Source organism: Flavobacterium kayseriense (genome assembly GCF_014305095.1).
GTDB lineage: Bacteria > Bacteroidota > Bacteroidia > Flavobacteriales > Flavobacteriaceae > Flavobacterium > Flavobacterium kayseriense.
In genome coordinates this window covers 108,251-128,459 of the sequence record NZ_JACRUI010000001.1, presented here as the reverse complement: position 1 = coordinate 128,459, position 20,209 = coordinate 108,251, and the positions used below count along the sequence as shown (strand labels likewise).

General features: G+C 35.0%; 17 protein-coding genes and 1 tRNA gene. 14 read left to right on the top strand and 4 right to left on the bottom strand.

Annotated elements, in window-relative coordinates:
* The first annotated feature begins 15 nt into the window (after positions 1 to 15).
* From H8R22_RS00550 to H8R22_RS00535, 4 genes are all read left to right on the top strand, one after another.
* Positions 16 to 798: an alpha/beta fold hydrolase gene (locus H8R22_RS00550; RefSeq protein ID WP_187009465.1), complete on the top strand. Its 783-nt coding sequence runs from the start codon at positions 16 to 18 to the stop codon at positions 796 to 798.
* On the top strand, positions 791 to 1,561 hold the full coding sequence (locus tag H8R22_RS00545; protein WP_187009466.1) for a 3-hydroxybutyrate dehydrogenase: 771 nt from the start codon (positions 791 to 793) through the stop codon (positions 1,559 to 1,561). Before H8R22_RS00550 ends, H8R22_RS00545 begins: the two co-directional genes overlap by 8 nt.
* 99 nt (positions 1,562 to 1,660) lie before the next feature.
* Positions 1,661 to 2,362 carry a CoA transferase subunit A gene (locus H8R22_RS00540; RefSeq protein ID WP_187009467.1) on the top strand — a complete coding sequence of 234 codons (702 nt, stop codon included), beginning with the start codon at positions 1,661 to 1,663 and terminating at the stop codon, positions 2,360 to 2,362.
* Between the two features lie 3 nt (positions 2,363 to 2,365).
* Positions 2,366 to 3,025, top strand: a complete 660-nt coding sequence (locus H8R22_RS00535; RefSeq protein WP_187009468.1) for a 3-oxoacid CoA-transferase subunit B — start codon at positions 2,366 to 2,368, stop codon at positions 3,023 to 3,025.
* Positions 3,026 to 3,170: 145 nt separating this feature from the next.
* On the opposite strand, the gene H8R22_RS00530 is transcribed toward H8R22_RS00535, so the two are convergent.
* Positions 3,171 to 3,246, bottom strand: a tRNA-Phe gene (locus H8R22_RS00530).
* Between the two features lie 99 nt (positions 3,247 to 3,345).
* On the opposite strand from H8R22_RS00530, the gene H8R22_RS00525 reads away from it, so the two are divergent.
* The 6 genes from H8R22_RS00525 (at position 3,346) to H8R22_RS00500 (ending at position 9,613) form a co-directional block, all read left to right on the top strand.
* Entirely contained in the window at positions 3,346 to 4,080 is a 735-nt protein-coding gene (locus H8R22_RS00525) for a type III pantothenate kinase (RefSeq protein ID WP_187009469.1), read from the top strand.
* Positions 4,073 to 5,323, top strand: coding sequence for a hypothetical protein (locus H8R22_RS00520; RefSeq protein WP_187009470.1), 1,251 nt, complete (start codon positions 4,073 to 4,075; stop codon positions 5,321 to 5,323). Before H8R22_RS00525 ends, H8R22_RS00520 begins: the two co-directional genes overlap by 8 nt.
* A 53-nt stretch (positions 5,324 to 5,376) precedes the next feature.
* On the top strand, positions 5,377 to 5,931 hold the full coding sequence (lptC, locus tag H8R22_RS00515; RefSeq protein ID WP_187009471.1) for an LPS export ABC transporter periplasmic protein LptC: 555 nt from the start codon (positions 5,377 to 5,379) through the stop codon (positions 5,929 to 5,931).
* A 17-nt stretch (positions 5,932 to 5,948) separates the two neighbouring features.
* Positions 5,949 to 6,143 (top strand): hypothetical protein, encoded by a 195-nt coding sequence (locus H8R22_RS00510; protein ID WP_187009472.1) that lies wholly within the window; start codon positions 5,949 to 5,951, stop codon positions 6,141 to 6,143.
* A 3-nt stretch (positions 6,144 to 6,146) separates the two neighbouring features.
* Positions 6,147 to 7,406 carry a hemolysin family protein gene (locus H8R22_RS00505; protein ID WP_187009473.1) on the top strand — a complete coding sequence of 420 codons (1,260 nt, stop codon included), beginning with the start codon at positions 6,147 to 6,149 and terminating at the stop codon, positions 7,404 to 7,406.
* Between the two features lie 107 nt (positions 7,407 to 7,513).
* Positions 7,514 to 9,613 (top strand): peptidylprolyl isomerase, encoded by a 2,100-nt coding sequence (locus H8R22_RS00500; protein WP_187009474.1) that lies wholly within the window; start codon positions 7,514 to 7,516, stop codon positions 9,611 to 9,613.
* Between the two features lie 84 nt (positions 9,614 to 9,697).
* Here H8R22_RS00500 and H8R22_RS00495 read toward each other — a convergent pair whose 3' ends face one another.
* A complete protein-coding gene (locus H8R22_RS00495) occupies positions 9,698 to 10,612 on the bottom strand; it encodes a GYDIA family GHMP kinase (RefSeq protein ID WP_187009475.1) in 915 nt (304 codons plus the stop codon).
* 140 nt (positions 10,613 to 10,752) lie between these two features.
* Positions 10,753 to 12,078, bottom strand: a complete 1,326-nt coding sequence (locus tag H8R22_RS00490; protein ID WP_187009476.1) for a hydroxymethylglutaryl-CoA reductase, degradative — start codon at positions 12,076 to 12,078, stop codon at positions 10,753 to 10,755.
* A 180-nt stretch (positions 12,079 to 12,258) separates the two neighbouring features.
* On the opposite strand from H8R22_RS00490, the gene H8R22_RS00485 reads away from it, so the two are divergent.
* From H8R22_RS00485 to H8R22_RS00470, 4 genes are all read left to right on the top strand, one after another.
* Positions 12,259 to 14,427 (top strand): S9 family peptidase, encoded by a 2,169-nt coding sequence (locus tag H8R22_RS00485; protein WP_187009477.1) that lies wholly within the window; start codon positions 12,259 to 12,261, stop codon positions 14,425 to 14,427.
* Positions 14,428 to 14,521: 94 nt separating this feature from the next.
* Positions 14,522 to 16,036, top strand: coding sequence for a peptide MFS transporter (locus H8R22_RS00480; RefSeq protein WP_187009478.1), 1,515 nt, complete (start codon positions 14,522 to 14,524; stop codon positions 16,034 to 16,036).
* Positions 16,037 to 16,066: 30 nt separating this feature from the next.
* Positions 16,067 to 17,608, top strand: a complete 1,542-nt coding sequence (locus tag H8R22_RS00475) for a peptide MFS transporter (RefSeq protein WP_187009479.1) — start codon at positions 16,067 to 16,069, stop codon at positions 17,606 to 17,608.
* Between the two features lie 55 nt (positions 17,609 to 17,663).
* Positions 17,664 to 18,155, top strand: coding sequence for a thioredoxin family protein (locus tag H8R22_RS00470; RefSeq protein WP_187009480.1), 492 nt, complete (start codon positions 17,664 to 17,666; stop codon positions 18,153 to 18,155).
* Between the two features lies 1 nt (position 18,156).
* Here the strand turns inward: H8R22_RS00470 and H8R22_RS00465 are convergent, their stop codons facing one another.
* Positions 18,157 to 20,193, bottom strand: coding sequence for a ComEC/Rec2 family competence protein (locus H8R22_RS00465; RefSeq protein WP_187009481.1), 2,037 nt, complete (start codon positions 20,191 to 20,193; stop codon positions 18,157 to 18,159).
* Positions 20,194 to 20,209: the final 16 nt, after the last annotated feature.

The following is a 20,209-nucleotide window of genomic DNA, read 5'->3' as shown; positions in this document are numbered from 1 at the left end:
CTAAAGACAATTAGAATGCCGAAAACAATGGTTAACTCAATAGAAATCAACTATGAGGATGTTGGTCATGGGGAAACTCTGGTGCTACTTCATGGCTTGGGCTCAACAATAAAAGACTGGGATTTTCAAATCTCAGTCTTATCTGAAAAATTTAGATTAATCATTCCTGATTTTAGAGGTCATGGAAGGTCAGGGATTAATAACAATGATTTTGGAGTTGAATTCTTAACAGAAGATATCTTCCAGTTGCTGCAAAAATTAGAGATTGATAGAGCGTCTTTTATTGGCTTCTCAATGGGGGGTGCTGTTTCTTTTCAAATGGCAGTATCACATCCGGAAGTAGTTGATAAATTAATAATAGTCAACAGTGGACCTGATTTTGACAATATGGGAAAAATGGGGACGGAACTATTAGAAAGTAGAACTGCGTTTCTAAAAATGAAAGGGCTTCAAGAACTCGCCAAAGAAATTTCAAAAAACATGTTTCCTGAGCCACAACAACAGAAGCTTCGACATGAATTTGAAGAACGATGCGGTAAAAATAATCCAGAAGTATATTATAAAACATTTGTGACATTGATGGAATGGGGGTTAGGAGACAAACTAGAAACTATTCCGCATAAAACACTAGTAGTTGGATCTGATATGGACTATATGCCTGTTTCTTATAAAGAAGAGTATGCTTCCAGAATGCAAAATGCAACGGTAGCTATTGTCTCTAATTCACGACATGGAGTTGTAATGGATCAACACGAAGCTTTTAACACGATCATTTTAAATTTTTTACTAAATGAGTAAATCAGTTCTTATTACAGGAAGTACCAGCGGAATCGGATTGGGGATAGCTACAATTTTTGCAAAAAACGGCTACCAAATAATGTTTCATGGACTGGAAGCAAATGGTGCTGAAATTGCATCGAACATAGGAGAAAAATTTAAAGTGAAAACGGGGTATTCAAATGCTAACTTACTGGATTCTGCCGCAATTACTCAGCTTGTTGAAGACACAGTGTCGCAATTGGGCTCGATTGATGTTTTGATTAATAATGCCGGAATTCAGTATGTGTCTCCAATCGAGGACTTCCCAAATGAAATGTATGAAAAGATAATAGCAATTAATATGAATGCTGTGTTTTATGCTGCTAAAGCAGCATGGAAATATATGAAAGAACAAAAATTTGGTCGCATAATCAATATCTCGTCTGTTCATGGAATCAGGGCTTCTGAGTTTAAGTCGGCTTACGTAAGCGCAAAGCATGGTGTTGTGGGTATGACTAAAGTAATGGCATTAGAAGGAGCACCTTATAATATAACGTCCAATGCAATCTGCCCTGGATATGTAAGAACGCCTTTGGTGGAAAACCAAATTAAGGATCAGGCCAAAGCACATGCTCTTTCAGAGGATGAGGTGTTAGAGAAGATTATGCTAATAAAGCAGGCTGTAAAAGAATTTATTCCTATTGAGGCTATTGCTGAAATGGCACTTCTTTTGGCTGGCGAACACGCAACGACAATTACTGGCTCCACTTTTACTTTAGACGGAGGTTGGAGCGCTCAGTAAAATTTTGGTTTTTTTAAATTAGTTTCATTTGGATTAAATCTGTCAGAAGTAGTTCTGACAGATTTTTTTAATTCTAATAGGTAATAAACAAGGTGAATTATGATAAATAAAAAAGTAAATACCGTGCAAGAAGCTCTCGAAGGAATCGAGAATGGAATGACACTTATGCTAGGAGGTTTTGGTCTTTGTGGAATTCCAGAAAACAGTATTGCCGAATTGGTGAAAAAAGGAATAGTCGATTTAAGCTGTATTTCAAATAATGCAGGAGTCGATAATTTTGGACTAGGACTACTGTTGCAAAAGAAACAAATCAAAAAAATGATTTCCTCTTATGTAGGCGAAAATGCAGAATTTGAACGTCAGATGCTTTCGGGTGAATTAGAAGTAGAGCTTACGCCACAAGGAACTTTGGCCGAAAAGTGTCGAGCAGCTCAGGCTGGAATACCTGCTTTTTTTACTCCTGCAGGTTACGGAACGGAAGTAGCCGTAGGGAAAGAAGTGCGCGAGTTTAATGGAAAAATGCACCTTATGGAATTAGCATACAAAGCCGATTTTGCAATTGTAAAAGCTTGGAAAGGAGATGAGGCTGGGAATTTGATTTTTAAGGGAACTGCGAGAAACTTTAACGGATGCATGGCTGGAGCAGCTACGATAACAATTGCTGAGGTCGAAGAGTTACTGCCCGCAGGGGCATTGGACCCAAACCAAATTCACATACCTGGAATTATGGTACAGCGCATTTTTAAAGGAGCGCATTTTGAAAAGAGAATTGAGCAACGTACAACACGCAAAAGAAATTAAATCATGGCTTTAGATAAAAATCAGATAGCAAAAAGAATTGCCAAAGAGGTGAAAGAAGGATATTTTGTGAACCTAGGAATTGGCATTCCTACATTGGTGGCAAATTTTGTTCCAAACGATATTTCAGTAGAATTTCAAAGTGAAAACGGAGTTTTAGGAATGGGACCCTTTCCTTATGAGGGCGAAGAGGATGCTGATATCATTAATGCAGGAAAACAAACAATCACGACCTTGCTAGGAGCAAGTTTTTTTGATTCGGCATTTAGTTTTGGTATGATTCGGGCTCAAAAAGTAGATTTAACAATTTTGGGCGCTATGGAAGTATCTGAAAATGGGGATATTGCTAATTGGAAAATCCCAGGAAAGATGGTAAAAGGTATGGGTGGTGCGATGGATTTAGTTGCATCGGCCGAAAATATCATCGTGGCCATGATGCATGTTAACAAAGCAGGAGAATCTAAAATTCTAAAAAGATGTACACTGCCATTAACCGGTGTTGGTTGTGTAAAAAAGATAGTTACTGAGTTAGCTGTTTTAGAAGTTACGCCTAATGGTTTTAGGCTAGTAGAAACAGCGCCTGGAGTTTCTGTTGAAGAAATTATAAAAGCAACCGCTACGCACTTAATCGTTGATGGAGAAATTCCAGAGATGTCGATTGATTAAAATTCAATTTATTAAAAAGAGATTCCTAATTATTCAAAATGCTATGATTAGGGATCTTTTTAGGGTTGAATTATTTTGTAACCTTCCACTAGTTTTAATAGGTACTTATAAAAAACAAAAAACCCACTAATTTCTTAGTGGGTTTTGGTGGTACCTCCAGGGATCGAACCAGGGACACATGGATTTTCAGTCCATTGCTCTACCATCTGAGCTAAGGTACCGAGCTTGTTGCGGGTGCAAATATATAACCTTTTTTAGTTTATGCAAAACATTTTTTAAAAAAAATCTATTCGTATCTTCGCGGTATCAAAAAACTAATTATGATTTTAACTATCGATGTTGGGAATACACGAATTAAAGGTGCTGTTTTTGAGGATGCTACCTCATTAGAGTTTTTTGTTTTTGACCATAAACAACTAGAAAAAGAAATTTTAAAAATTTTAAAAAAATACCCCAAAGTACTTTATTTAGTGGTGGCTTCTGTTGGTGTTTTAGAAAAACAAGCTTTTTTAGCATTCGAAAAACAAGTTCAAATTCATTTCATTTCACATCAAGATATTTTTCCTTTTACGAACTTATATGAAACACCACATACTTTAGGTATTGATCGAATGGTTTTAGCTGCTGGAGCTACACTACAGTTTCCAAAGCGTAATCGATTAGTTATTGATGCAGGCACTTGTATCACGTATGATTTTGTTGATGAGAATGATAATTATCGAGGCGGAGCAATTTCTCCAGGCTTGCGCTTGCGATACGAATCACTTCATGCGTTTACTGCTAAATTACCTTTATTGATTGTAGAAGATGTCGATCAGCTAATTGGTACGTCAACTTCAGGGTCAATTCATTCAGGAGTAATTAATGGATTGGTCCATGAGATTGATGGTTTCATAGATGAATATCAGGGATTGGCTTCAAATTTTATAATAATTTTAACGGGTGGAGACACAGAATTTTTGGCTAAACGATTAAAAAATACCATATTTGCCAATTCAAATTTCCTTTTAGAAAGTTTGAACCAAACTTTTCAATATAAAATCGACAATGATTAAAAATCTTTTCATAGCTACTTGCTTGTTTTTGTCAGTAGTTTCTTTTGCTCAGCAGGGAACTTCTTCTCCTTATTCTTTTTACGGTATTGGTGATGTGAGGTATAAAGGTACTGCCGAGATTCGTTCGATGGCAGGGATAGCAGTAGAGCAGGATAGTATTCACTTGAATATTGATAATCCAGCTAGTTATGCGAATTTAAAGTTAACCACTTTTTCTTTAGGAGGATCATACAATACGACTAAATTGCAATCATCTTCCATTACGGAGGATGCTAGACGAACAACACTAGATTACTTAGCTGTTGGATTGCCATTAGGTAAATTGGGTGTAGGTTTTGGTTTAATTCCTTATTCCTCAGTAGGGTATCAGATACAGTCTTTGTCTTCCGCTGATGGAGGTGTTAACCGTAGGTATGATGGTAGTGGAGGCTTGAATAAAGCATTCTTAGGAGCAGCGTACAAAATTAGTCCTAAATTTAGTTTAGGTGCTGATGTTAATTATAATTTTGGTACAATAGAAAATTCTGGTTTGGTGTTTGTAAATGACGTTCCTGTTGGAACGAGAGAGCTAAATAATTCGAAACTTTCTGGTGTAGATTTCTCTTTTGGTGCCATGTATCAAACTAAGATATATAAAAAAATAAGCTTGTTTACTAGCTTAAGTTACAAGTTAGAGAGTGATTTGACTTCTAACAATACAAGTAGTGTGTCAATAGTAAATTATAATACTGATTTTAATTTTTCTACTGTAGAGGATGGTGATGAAGTAAGTGATACAAGAATATTAACGCTCCCAAGCAAGATTTCTGCAGGTTTGGGTATTGGAGAAGCAAGAAAATGGTTGGTAGGAGCGCAAGCGGTTATAGGAAGTGTTGGAAACTTAGTTAATAGTTATAATCAATCAAATGCTGTTTCTTATGAGAAATCGATGAAATATAGTTTAGGTGGTTACTTCGTGCCAAATTATAATTCTTTTTCGAGCTATGCTAAGCGAATTGTTTATCGTGCAGGTCTAAAATATGAGAAAACAGGTTTAATTGTTAATTCAGAGTCTATAAACGATATGGGTTTCACTCTTGGTTTTGGACTACCAATAACAGGTTCTTTTTCTAATATTAATTTCGGTTTCGAAATGGGAAAAAGAGGAACAACTAATGCTGGATTAATTCAAGAAAATTATGCTAACTTTAGCGTTGGGCTTTCACTTAACGATAGATGGTTTGAGAAGCGAAAATTCCAATAGTGTTTAATGCAATATCGCAAAACAATGGAATTCATTTTGGCCTTTTTTGAAATATGATTTTACAAAAAAAATACAAATTAATTTACTTGGTCATGGCTTTTGCCGTGACTCTGTTTTTTGGGTGCGAAAGTAATTTTAAAGAGGTTCAAAAAATTAACTTTACTGAGTTTACACCTAGTGGTGACGCAGATAAGGTTAACTTAAAATATACGGACTCCGGCTTGATAAAGGTAGTTTTAATAAGTCCTAAGATGTTGGATTTTGCTACTGTGGCCTTTCCCTTTACGGAGTTTCCCAAAGGTATAGATGTCACACTTTATGATGATAAGGGCAAAACAACGAGGGTTACTTCGAACTATGCGATTTCTTATAAACAAACGTCGATAATAGACTTACAGGGAAAAGTGAAAATTCTTTCTGAGGATGGACAGCAGTTGGAAACTGAACAATTGTATTTCGATCAAAAGAATGAATGGTTTTATACCGAGAAAAAGTTTAAATTTACAGACCAAAAAGGGACTTCAAACGGTCAGGGAATTGATTTTAGTAAAGATTTTAAAATCATTAACTCACAACGTATCATGGGCGAAATCGAATCGTCTGAATAAAACACAAATTTCATCTTATGAATTATTTAAAGTATACCCCTTATTTATATCTTATTGTAGCTATTGCGTTTGTCTACGATGCTATTTCAAAATGGAATGTGCCTGATGCAACTCCTTTAATTAGTGTAGCTTTTGCTGCGGTTTGTGTATTTATGTTTTTCTTTAGAAGAAATTTTGCTAAGAAACTGCATAACAGAAATAACAAATCCTAGTCCATGGAAATTAGTATTATAATTGTATGTTTAATACTAAGTGCTTTTTTTTCTGGAATGGAAATAGCATTTGTTTCTTCTAATAAAATCTATCTTGAAATAGAAAAAAAGCAAGACGGATTTATATCGAAGATTTTAACTAAACTTACTGAAAAACCTTCTAAGTTCATTGCTGCAATGCTTATTGGTAATAATATTACCTTAGTTATTTATGGTTTTTTCATGGGTGACTTATTAATGGTTTTGATCGATTCTTTAGGATACCAATTCTCCCCTTTATTAAATTTATTGATACAGACAGTTTTGTCTACGCTCATTGTTTTGATTACTGCTGAGTTCTTACCTAAAGTGTTTTTTCAGTTGTATGCTAATTCATTAATCAAGTTTTTTGCTATTCCAGCCTACATATTTTATGTTTTGTTTTATTTTATTTCCACCTTTTTCATCTGGGTATCTGATTTTATTTTGAGAAAATTTTTCAGGACAGCAGGAGATCAAATTCAATTGTATTTTAGTAAAGTGGAATTAGGGAATTATATCACCGAGCAAATGAGTACTTATGAAGATAATGAGGAGGTCGATTCAGAGATTCAAATGTTTCAAAACGCTTTAGAGTTTTCAGGTGTTAAAGCCCGCGATATTATGACGCCTCGAACAGAGATTGTGGCTATAGATTTGTTTGATCCAATAGATGAGTTGAAGGATTTGTTTGTTAGGACAGGCTATTCTAAAATTGTAGTTTATGAAAACTCACTTGATGATATTGTTGGTTATGTACACTCTTTTGATTTGTTTAAAAAGCCAAAAAATATTAAGTCAGTGGTGATCCCTGTAGAATTTTTTCCGGAAACGATTTTTATCAAGGATGTTTTGAATTTACTGACTATTAAGAGAAAAAGCGTTGCTGTTATTCTAGACGAATACGGAGGAACTTCTGGGATTATCACAGTGGAAGATATCGTTGAAGAGCTCTTTGGGGAGATTGAGGATGAGCACGATGCTGATGAAACGTTAATAGAAGAAGAATTAGGCGATGATTCCTATCTTTTTTCTGCTCGATTTGATGTAGAATACTTAAATCAAGCCTATAAACTGCAAATTCCCGAAAGTGATTCTTATGGAACCCTTGGTGGATTTATTGTCGATTTCACGAAGGAAATTCCGCTAAAAGGAGAGGCTATTTCTATAGGAACCTATCACTTTGTTATAGAAGAAGCAACAAATAAGAAAATTGAATTAGTGAAAATGACCATAAAAGACTGATTTTTTTTTCAATGAGTTTTTTTTTGCAAAATAAAACGTTACGAGTATAATTATTAATTAGATAATTGTATTTTCGCAAACTGAATATAAAATTAACAACAATAAAAATGGCAGTTTTATCAAAAATTAGACAACGTTCCGCTTTAATGATTGCAGTTATCGCATTTGCTTTATTTGCATTTATCATTGGTGATTTATTCCAAAGTGGAAGTTTCAACAGTACCTCTAAGGATGTGGGAAGCATTAATGGAAAAGATATTTCATTTGAGGATTTTAGAATTAAAGTAAGTAACGTTGAAAAAAGTGGTCAAGGAATCACTTCTACAGCGGCAGCTACTAGAGTATGGGAACAAGAGGTTTCAGTAGCTTTATTAACTTCTGAATTTGATAAATTAGGTTTGAGAGTAGGTGAGAAGCATATTCTTGAAGTTTTAAAAGCCGATCAAAGTATTGGGCAAAACCCAATGTTCTTGAATACTGCCGGAGTTTTTGATATTGCAAAATTTAAAGAATACTTTAAATCAAATCCTGCGCAAGCACAGTTTTTGAAAGACAAAGAGAAAGATGCTGAGCTTAATGCTAAATACCAAATCTATAACACACTGGTAAGATCAGCGATTTTTACCACTGATGTTGAAGGTAAGTTACAGTATGAGATGGAAACAAACAAAGTTAGTTTTGCTTATGTTGCTGGTTTGTACTCTACAATAAAAGATAGTGATGTAAAAGTTACGGATGCTGAGATTGTTGATTACATGAAGAAGAATGAAAAGAAATTCAAATCAGAAGAGTCTCGTGAGGTAGAATATGTTCTTATAGAAGACAAAGCATCAAAAGAAGATGAGGCTGAAGTAAAATCAAGAATAAATCAATTATTGTCAGGAAGTGTTGTTTATAACCAAGCAACTGGTAAAAATGATACTTTGGCTGGTTTTAGAAATGCAAAGAATGTAGAGGAATTTGTTAATTCAAATTCAGATGTTCCTTACGATTCTACTTATGTAGCTAAAAAAGATTTGCCAGCTATTGATGCTGACCAATTGTATAACTTAGCTCCAGGCCAAGTTTATGGTCCTTACGTTTTTGGTAACTACTACTGTATCTCTAAATCTTATGGTAAAAAATTAGGAGTGAATGCAAAAGCTAGTCATATCTTAATTAGCTATGAAGGAACTCAAGTCCCTAATCAGAAAGAAAGTAGAACTAAAGAAGAAGCTAAAGCTAAAGCTGAGGCTATTTTAGCACAGGTAAATGCAAATCCTGATAGTTTTTTAATGTTGGCATTTCAAAGTTCTGATGATTCATCAGCTCAACAAGGTGGTGATTTAGGTTATTTTAGTCCAAACCAAATGGTAAAGCCATTTAATGATTTTGTTTTTAACAATGGGATTGGGAAAGTTGGTTTAGTGGAAACAGATTTTGGTTATCATATTATTAAAATTACAGATAAGCAAGATGGAATTCGTTTAGCTACTGTAGCTCTTAAATTAGAAGCGTCAGAATCTACTTCTGATAAATCATTTACTCAAGCTACTAAGTTTGAAATGGAAGCGGCAGATAAAGATTTTTCAGCTTTAGCGAAGCAAATGCAACTAAATGTTGCAGGACCTATCGTTGTAGGTGCTATGCAAGAAAATTTTGGTCCGTTAGGAAATCAGAGAGCAATTGTTAGATGGGCCTTTGAAGGTGATTCTAAAATAGGTGCAGTAAAAAGATTTGAGGTTGCTAATGTAGGTCACGTAATTGCAAGAGTGAAAAGCATTGATGATTCAGGTTTAGTTCCTGTTACACAAGCTAGAGCTTTCGTGGAGCCAATATTAAAGAACAAGAAAAAAGCAGAATTGATTAAAGCAAAGATGACAGGATCTTCTTTAGAAGCGATTGCGAAAGCAACAGGTTCAAAAGTAGAGCAAGCTACAGATGTAGTTTTAGCTAACCCAGTTTTAGCGGGTGGTGTAGGTCAAGAGCCTAGAGTAGTAGGTACTGCTTTTGCTTTGGCTGCGAATAAAGTATCAGCTCCTATTGAAGGATCTACTGGTATCTACGTAGTTAAAAACGTAAGTACAACTAAAGCTCCAGCGATAAAAGACTTTAGTCCATATGTTGCTAGAATTAAAGGTCAAACTGCTGGTGATGTAAACAGGGTATTACCTGCACTTAAAGATAAGGCAGAAATTGAAGATAACAGAAAACAATTTAATTACTAAAAATACCTAGTTAATTATTATTCATAAAAAAAACTCGATACCAAGTATCGAGTTTTTTTATGCCTTAAAATGTGCTTTGTACTATTAAAGTATCATTTGCTTATAGGAAAGTATGGTTTCAAATCCTTTTGATTTGAAATAGTTTTTGGGGTTTGTTTCGCTTATGACCATTACAAAATCACCTCCCCATGCACCAAGACTTTTTATGGTGCCATCAAAGTCAGGAAATAAGTTCTCTTGTACGGTGCTTGTCTCTAACAGGTGACTTAGTAGCACCTCATGTTGTTCTAAAGCTTGTGTAAATGTTCGCAAATTTGGCGCGTGCAAAATTGTAGTAGTTAGGTTGTTTATCATTGCTACATTTTTAGCCAGCTCCGTTTTTGTATTATTCTGATAATTGCTTATTGCTGTCTTGCTGTTTTGTTTTTTATTTAGGTAAACAAAATAGATGGAATTGCTAAAAGCGGGTTCAAAGTTCACTTTTTGGACCTGTGGTTCTTGGTCGATTATTTGATAAATTATAGGTTCGTCGTTTTGCGCGCACGCAATGTCGTAACCACTACCACCAAAACTTGATTTAAGCAGTGTGAAGGCATTTATTTGTGTCCACTGCGCAATGTTGTTGATCAGTGTTGATGATGTGCCTAAACCCCATTTTCGAGGAAATGTAAGCTGTGTTGAGATAATTAAGCCTTTGCTCTGGTCAATAAAAGCACTATTTGCTAAATAGGCTTGATGTAATATAGTAATTAAGGTAGCTTCTATCGATGTTTCTTTTGGGTCAGGTGTTGAGGTTATGGTTGCAAACGGGAGTAGTGTTTTAAACCAAATACTACCATCAGCATCATAGCTTGTCCATTCTATTTCGTTATTATTTCCTTGTTCTACGATTAAAGATTGTCCGAATTTAGTGGGTAGTGCAAATGCTCTTGCACCATCTAAAACAAGGTATTCTCCTGTAATTAATAGTTTTCCGTTGCTGTAAAATGTTTGTTTCATTTTGACTGGATTTTGTTCAGAATCAGATTTTTTTAGCCCCGATAGCAGCGTAAATCCTATTTACTTCCTTTTACTTGAAAAGTAAAAGGAAGTAAAAAGATTGCAGCGTATAGCGGGAATAGCTCCTAGGAAAATGGAGCTTATATAGCTTTTTCTCTTAATTTTTCGATTAGATCTACTACAGCACTATGGGAAACGGCCTGGCTTTTAAAATGGTTTCTAATAGCGATTCGCTCGGAGTCAGTTGCATCAAATTGATTTAAGATGTTGTTTAAGTGCATTTTCATATGACCATCCTGTATTCCTGTTGTTGTTAAGGAGCGTAATGCTGCAAAGTTTTGTGCTAATCCTGCTACAGCTACAAATTGCATTAGTTCGCGTGCCGATGGATTCTCGAGCATTTCTAGGGATAGTTTTACTAGTGGATGCAAGGAAGTTAGTCCGCCTACGGTTCCTAGTGCTAATGGTATTTCTAGCCAAAAGGTAAAAATATCGTTCTCTATTTTTGCATGGGATAAACTGGTGTAGGTGCCTGATTTTGCGGCGTAGGCATGTATGCCCGCTTCGACTGCGCGAAAGTCATTCCCGGTTGCTAAAACTACGGCATCGATACCATTCATAATTCCTTTGTTATGTGTAACGGCTCTAAAAGGTTCTACTTCGGCAATTTGAACTGCTTGAACGAAACGTTGAGCAAATTCTAGCGGGTTTTCAATATGTTTTTCTTGTAAATCTGCTACTGGGCAAGAAACTTCGGCACGAACAACACAATTAGGCACGTAGTTAGAAAGAATGCTCATAATCACCTGGATTTCCCTTTCAGTTTCGGAGAAAAGTGCGTAGCTCAGTGCCTCTTCTTTTAGTGTTTTGGCAAATTGCTCTAGGCAGGAGTTGATGAAATTAGCACCCATACTGTCTTTGGTTTCAAAGGTTGCATGGAGTTGATAGTAGTTAGGAAGTAAATTTGTTTTGTCCTCAAGGGTGATGTCTAAAATTCCGCCACCTCTTTTTTGCATATTTTTAGTAATGCTTTCCGTATCGGTAAAGAATTTCTGCTTCATTTCAACAAAAAACAAGGCTAATTTAGAAGGGTCTCCATTGAACAAGAAGTGTACTTGACCTATTTTTTCAGTATTGATTACAGTTGCTTTGAAACCACCTCTTGTTGACCAGAATTTAGCTGATTTTGATGCTGCAGCAACTACTGAACTTTCTTCGATTGCCATAGGAATGGTGCTATATTTCCCGTTGATTAGGAAATTTGGAGCGACTCCAAGTGGTATATAGAAGTTTGTTATGGTGTTTTCGATGAATTCATCGTGTAGTTTTTGTATTTTTTCATCAGTATTCCAATAGTTCTTTAGCAATTTGATCGCTTCTGTTGGAGTCGAAAAGTATTCTTTGGCAATCCAATTGATTTTTTCTTCTTTCGATAATTTAGAAAATCCTGTAACGGCGTTATTCATTCTCAATAGATTATATTATAATTAAATGCAAAGATACATTTTTAGCTGTTTCGATTTTGAATTTAGTAGCTGGAATAAAGGGGTTTTGGTTATTTGCTTTTAACTTTTAACATAACAAATGTTAGATAATTGTAAAATTTTCACTAAAATTGGGCTACTTTTTACATATCAATCAATAATATGAAGTCAAAACATTTTTCGGTCTTATTTTTATTTTTTTGTGTCAGTATTTTTGCACAACAAAAAATTACTGTTGAACAAATTTATAATGGTACTTTTCGCGCTCAAGGAATGGATGCATTGCAGTCCTTGAAAAACACAAATCAGTATACTGTTCTCAATATGGATCGTGCCTCTAGAAGCATACAAGTTGATGTATATGATTATGCTACTTTAAAAAAATCGGTAACATTAATAGATACTAAAGATCATAAGGGGCTTCCTTTCATTGATGGGTATACATTTGATTCAACAGAAAAAACAATGCTTTTGGCATGTAATTCTAAGCAAATTTTCCGCCACTCCTTTACAGCTGACTATTATTTGTACGAAATAGCGACAAAGCAATTAACTAAATTATTTGATTTTCAAATTCAAGAGCCAACTTTTTCTCCTGATGGAAAGAAAATTGCTTATGCAAGAGGTAATAATTTATTTGTATACGATCTAGCATCCAAACAAGTAGTTCAAATTACAACTGACGGAAAGAAAAATGCCATTATCAATGGAATTACTGACTGGGTGTATGAGGAAGAATTTGCCTTTGTAAAAGCATTTGATTGGAGTGCAGATAGTAAGAAGCTAGCGTACATCCGTTTTGATGAAAGCGAAGTTCCAGAGTTTTCGATGTCTATGTTTAATAAAGATTTATATCCAACAGTAGAAACTTTTAAATACCCAAAAGCGGGGGAGAAAAATGCAGTAGTCTCGTTGCACTTGTTTGATGTTACTACTAATGCTGCAAAAACAGTTGATTTAGGAAAATACAACGATTTTTATATTGCAAGAATGCAATGGACAAAAGATGCCAATGTGCTTTCGGCGCAAGTTTTAAACCGTCATCAAGATAATTTAGATTTGCTTTTTGTCGATGGAACTACTGGTAAAGTCAATGTTGCTTTAAACGAAAAAGATAAAGCCTATGTCGATGTAACAGATAACTTAACTTTTTTGAAAGATAATAGTTTTATTTGGACAAGTGAAAAAGATGGGTTTAATCATATCTATTTATATGATAAATCAGGAAAACTAAAAAACCAAGTTACTACCGGAAAATGGGAGGTAACCTCTTATTATGGTTTTGATGAAAAAACAAATTCTATTTTTTATCAATCTACAGAGAATGGTTCTATTAACAGAGCGATCTATAGTATTGGGTTGAATGGTAAAGGCAAAAAACAATTGTCTACACAAACAGGTACTAATGGAGCTACATTCAGCCCCAACTTTCAATATTTCATTAATAGATTTTCAAGCGCAAGTCAGCCCACTCTTTACACACTGAATTCAGCTAAGGATGGAAAGCAATTGCAAGTTATACAAGATAACGCTGCATTAGCAACGAAGATCAAAGGATTTGATTTACCTACTAAGGAATTCTTTGTTATTAAAACAGAGAAAGGAAATGAGTTGAATGCGTGGATGATTAAACCAAAGGATTTTGATCCTTCTAAAAAGTATCCTGTATTTATGTTTCAGTATTCAGGTCCAGGTTCACAACAAGTGGCGAATACTTGGTCAAGTTCAAACGACTATTGGTTTATGATGTTGACACAGCAAGGGTATATCGTTGCCTGTGTAGACGGTAGAGGTACGGGTTACAAAGGAGCCGACTTTAAAAAAGTGACTCAATTAGAGTTAGGAAAGTACGAAGTAGAAGACCAAATTGATGCTGCAACAGTTATAGGTAATTATCCTTACGTTGATAAATCAAGAATTGGTATTTTTGGATGGTCATTTGGTGGTTTTATGGCTTCTAATTGCATCTTGAAAGGGAACGACGTTTTTAAAATTGCAATTGCAGTTGCGCCAGTAACTAATTGGAGATTTTACGACAGTATTTACACGGAACGTTACATGCATACTCCGCAAGAAAATGCAAGTGGATACGATCAGAATTCACCAATTAATCATGTAGATAAGTTGAAGGGAAAATACCTTTTAATTCATGGAAGTGGCGATGATAATGTACATGTGCAAAATTCGATGCAAATGATGGAAGCACTTATTCAATCAAATAAGCAATTCGATTCACAAATATATCCAGATAAAAATCATGGTATTTCTGGCGGAATGACTAGAATTCAGCTATATACTAAGATGACTAATTTTATTAAAGATAACCTTTAAGAATAATAATTCAGCACGGCCATAGTCTCTCATTCTATGGCTTTTGTTATATTCAATAATCAAAACAATATTCATACTAACCAAATTTAATATTATGTCAAAAACCGCTGTAGCACCTATTAACTCAACTCTTTTTGGTCATCCGACAGGGTTGTATATTTTGTTTTTTACAGAGATGTGGGAGCGTTTTTCTTATTATGGAATGAGAGCACTTTTAGTGTTGTATATAACGACCTCTACACTTGGAGATGATCCGCGAGGTGCTGGTTTAGGCTGGACAAGTCAGGAGGCTTTAGCACTTTATGGATGGTATACTATGTTAGTATATTTAATGTCAATTCCTGGCGGTATGATTGCAGATAAACTAATAGGACAGAAAAAGGCTGTGTTAGTAGGTGCAATCGTTTTGTGCATAGGCCACGGGGTTCTAGTGTTTACTCAAACGTGGGCTTTTTATACTGGGTTAGGGCTAGTAGTTTTGGGAGTTGGCTTGCTTAAACCTAATATTTCTACAATGGTAGGAGGTTTGTATGGTCAAGGTGATATACGCAGGGATAAAGGATTTAGCATTTTTTATATAGGTATAAACACAGGGTCACTTTTAGCTACTATGATTGTTGGTTTTGTTGTTGCACAATGGGGTTGGCATGCTGGTTTTGGATTGGCAGGTATAGCAATGGTTTTAGGTTTAGTAGTATATTTATGGGGACAAAAATATTTGGTACATGTTGGTAACTTTGTTAAACAGGACGCGGCTGATACAGAACAAAGTTCATATGGTCAGCTTTTTGGGGATTTACTGAAGTCAACAAACCAATTAATGATTACAGGTTTGTTTTTGATTTTGTCTTTGTTTGGATGGTATACTTTAGGATGGGGTTACGGTTTATTGTTCTTGTTTTTAACGGTTGTCGTAGGTTTAATGATGATGATTTATAAAGAACTATCTTCTCAACAAGATAAGGATCGTTTTTTGGTATTATTGTTATCATTTATTATGGTGATTATTTTTTGGGGTGCCTACGAGCAAGCTGGAGGATTAATGAACTTGTATACAGACACTAAGACGGATAGAATGTTGCTAGGTTTTGAAGTGCCAACAGTTATGTTCCAAAGCTTAAATGCAGGATTTATTATACTTTTTGCTACCGTTGTAGCTGGTATTTGGGCAAAACGTAAATTGAAAAGTAAAGAAGCTTCCTCTATTTGTAAAATGGCGATTGGTATCGTTATCATGGGATTTGGATTTTTATTCATGGTTTTTGCCGCAATGCAATTCGAAGAATCAGGGTCATCTAGTATGATCTGGTTAGTTTTGGCTTACCTTTTTCATACAATAGGAGAGCTTTGTATATCACCTGTAGCTCTATCTTTTATAACGAAGTTATCGCCCGTAAAATATGCGTCTTTAATGATGGGGGTATATTTTGCAGCAACTGGTCTTGGGAATAAAGTAGCTGGTATCATAGGCGAGTCAGCAAGTAGTTTAGGAGAGTACACGGTGTTTTTAGGAATACTAATTTTCACTCTTGTGATAGGAGGAATCTTTTTATTATTATTGAAACCATTAAAAAGGTTGACTCACGGTGCAGAGGATAACGAAAAATAAAAAAGTAATTAAATTATATATTACAATAGAATGAATCAAAACACGAACGACGATTTTTTTAAAACTAATGTTTTAGGACATCCAGCTGGACTTTTTGTATTGTTTTTCACCGAGATGTGGGAACGTTTCTCTTATTATGGAATGCGTGCTTTACTCGTACTTTTCTTAACATCTTCATTAGCCAAAGGTGGTTGGGCATGGACTATTGAAGATGCATTATCATTATATGGAACTTACACAATGGCTGTTTATTTTACACCCGTAATTGGAGGGTTGTTAGCGGACCGATACTTAGGATATCGCTGGGCAGTAATTTTAGGGGCTATATCAATGACTTTAGGACATGCCTCGATGGCAGTGGAAACACCTTTGTTTTTATATATTGGAATTGGGTTTTTGATGGTAGGTAATGGATTGTTTAAACCCAATATGACTTCTATTATTTCTTATGCGTACGAAAAACACCCTGAGAAGAAAGATGGAGCCTATTCTCTTTACTACATGGGAGTAAATGCTGGAGCCTTTTTAGGTATTATGCTTTGCGGTTACATCGGGGAAAAAATTTCTTGGAGTTGGGGATTTGGACTAGCTGGAATCTTTATGTTCTTTGGAATGTTGCAATTCTATTTTACGCAAGATATTTTTGGAGATATAGGTTTAAAACCGTCTGCTGAATCTAAGCAAGCGTCTAAAGCAAAAGCAGCTGCTGAAAATACAGCTCCTAATGTTATCCGAGATCGAATTATTGCAGTTTTAATTTTTTCTGTTTTCACTGTATTCTTTTGGGCAGCGTTTGAGCAAGCGGGGGGTTCAATGACTATTTTTGCTGAAAAATATACGCAAAGAGAACTCTTCGGAGCAAGTGCTTCCATATTTAAAATTGCGGATGCGTTATTAACGATTATACCACTTTTGGTCATTACTTATGTTTTAGTGAAATTATTCAAACAGACTTATAAAAAGTACGCTACAGGTAACTTTATTCTAGCAACTAGTTTTGTGATGATTTGGGGGATAGTTTTGTGGAAAGTGGGAAGAGAGTTCGCTGCTACAGGTACTGAGGTGCCAGCAACGTGGTTTGGTATTTTAAACTCTTTGTTTATTGTGTGTTTTGCACCTGTTTTTTCAAAATGGTGGGAAAGTCGCTATAATCTTTCGGGACCAATGAAATTTGGATTAGGAATGACTTTATTAGGTTTAGGTTTTGGGTTTTTAGCTTACGGAAGTATGGGTATTAATCCGGAATCTGTTGTTCGTGTTAGCATGTTTTGGTTAATCGCTGCTTATTTGTTTCATACTCTGGGAGAGTTATGTATTTCACCGGTTGGATTGTCTTATGTTAGTAAGCTTGTGCCAGCAACCTGGATTGGGATAATGTTCGGTGTTTATTACCTTTTTATTGGTATGGGAAATAAGATTGCAGGGTTAATGGGAGGAATGATCGAAACTATCAGTACCCAATATAGTTTGTCTACTTTTTTTATGATTTTTACGGTTGTGTCTATTAGTATTGGACTATTGATGATTATGTTAACTCCGGTAATGAAGAAATTGATGCACGGAATAAAGTAGCTTCTAGTTTTTTACGGTATCATTTTTGCTTTAAGATTACAACCTAAATTTACTCATGAAAAATTTATTTTTTATCACAGCTTTGTTTTTTAACATGCTGGTAATTCATTCACAAGCTAATAGCGATTCTAGAGAAGCAACCAACTTAACATGGCATACTGATGTGAAGGAAGCTTTGGTTGTAAGTAATAAAGAAAACAAACCCTTATTGCTATTTTTTACTGGTAGCGATTGGTGCGGATGGTGTATTAAACTTCAAAAAGAAGTATTGAGAACAGCTGAGTTTGAAAAATGGGCTGCTGCAAATGTAATATTAGTCGAGCTAGATTTCCCTAGAAAGAATCTGCAAACTCCGGAGATGCAAAATCAAAACAATCAGGTTATGCAGGCTTTTGGTGTACAAGGGTTTCCTACAATACATCTCGTAAAGGCGACTCAAAAAGAAGGCAAGGTTAATTTTGAAGGTTTGGGTAGTACAGGATACGTTCCGGGAGGGCCAACAGCTTTTTTAGAAGTTGCCAACGGAATCATACATACGCAGAATTAAATTAATTCAGTTTAAAGAATCCCTTTTCAGCAATGGCATGAAAAGGGATTTTTTGTTTTTTACAACTTTCTTCCCATTGTTTCTGCATATTAGTGTAGTTCGTTGCATCTGCAATAACTTGTTTAGGCTTAAGTGTTTTTAGCACCCTATCTAAGTTTAGCTTGGGTGAATTGGTAAGTAGTAGAATGTCAGGTTGTAGTTGTTTGGGATATATACCTGTACTATCAATTATCAAAACACTTTTATGATTGTAGTACAGTACATTCGATAGCTTTAGTTTTGCCTCTAGTTGACTATAATTGGCTACTAAGTAGGAGCGTACAATCGTACTACTATAGTCGGTTATTTTTAGTTTATCGTTTGTAAACATTTTTACTTTGCTTCCATTTCGTTCAAGTATTATAGTATTTTTTTTCGAATTTAAAACAATCCATACTTGCTCGTTCTGAATGGTAAATTTGTTGTAGAGCTGGCCAAGTTGTAGGATTATTACAAGTGACAACACGCTTATTAATTTTGAGAACGCAGGTTTTTTCAAGTACAGTATAGCACTTATTATAATTGCATAAAGAGTAAGTAGAAGGAAAGTATTGAAAGGAATATCTTTTATTAAAAATTGTTCAAAAGAAGCCACGAAGTGGATGACGTAGTTTAAGCTGTAGATCCCAAGCTCTAAAGGAACCGTTAGTACCGTAAATACAAAGTCAATTGAGGCTAAGAACATCACTATAATCCCTACAATCATAATAAATGTAAGTAGAGGTGCAACGACAAGATTTGTTATAAAAAATAAGCCCGGGAATTGATGAAAGTAATAGATACTTAAAGGGAGTGTACCGATTTGCGCTGCTATTGATATACTAAGAAGAGTCCAACCGTATTTTACGATTTTTGTTTTGGGTGCAAATAATTGCTCGATCAAGGGGTGAAACCACAATATAAAATAAAGTGCAAGGTAACTTAATTGAAAACCTATGTCGAAAAGAAAATAGGGCTGAAAGAATAATAGCAATAGCGCCGAAACCAGTAGAGTGTGATAAACATTAACGCTTCTTCGCAATTGATAACCGATTGCCACAAACGAAAACATTACAACAGATCGTAAAACGGAGGGTGAGAGTCCCGCAATAATTGCAAAAGCTACTAAAGTGAGTATAATTAACACTAGCTTTATAAAAGTCCCTTTTTTAGTGTTAGGAATAGGATTTAAAAGAAAGGTTAAAAACAGCATCAAATAACCCACATGTAGTCCTGAAACTGATAAAATATGAATAGCTCCTGCATATTGATAGTCTTGCATAATATCAGGATCTATTTCTTGCTTTTGTCCCATCAGTAAAGCGACAGCAATATTTAATTCTTTTTTGCTGAAATTATTTTTTTCGAGATTTGTTTTAATGGTTGTTCGCAATTGGTCTGTGTAAAACCAAATGTCTTTTTTAGATTCGCTCCCAATTACGATTTGATTGGTGTTGCTGTACAGTTGGGCATATAATTGCTTTTTGTTGAGGTAAGCTCCATAGTCAAATTGATTGGGGTTGTTTGGCTCCTTGTTTTTGTATAATAATTCTTTAACGGAGATATATTGACCTACTTTAAGCGCTTTAAAATGGTTGTCTTTTGAGATATTTAGAATTATTTTTCCGCTGTATGGTATCCCGTTGATCGTTTGTAGCAACGCAATGTAACGCTCATTTGTCTTGGTGTTTTTTAGATTTTCTCTTACCAATAAGGTCATTTCTTGAGGAGCAGAAAAAGCAACATCGCAATGCGTGTAGTTATTTTGCCGATATGAGTCAGTATTATTAATTAATGTAACTCCTCCTATAAAAAAAGCAACTAAATGAATTAGGACACCAAACGCGAGTGTTTTTGTGTCATTATTTTTTTTGAGATAATAAAAAAGAAAAAAAAGGGACAATGATAAGACTAAGCCAAAATAATTCGCTGTTTGGGATATAGCCCAATAGTAGGTGCATACTATTCCCAGAATGAATCCAAAAGTAATCTTTATTAAAGGGAAATGTAGTACTTTCATTACTCTAAAGTACTCA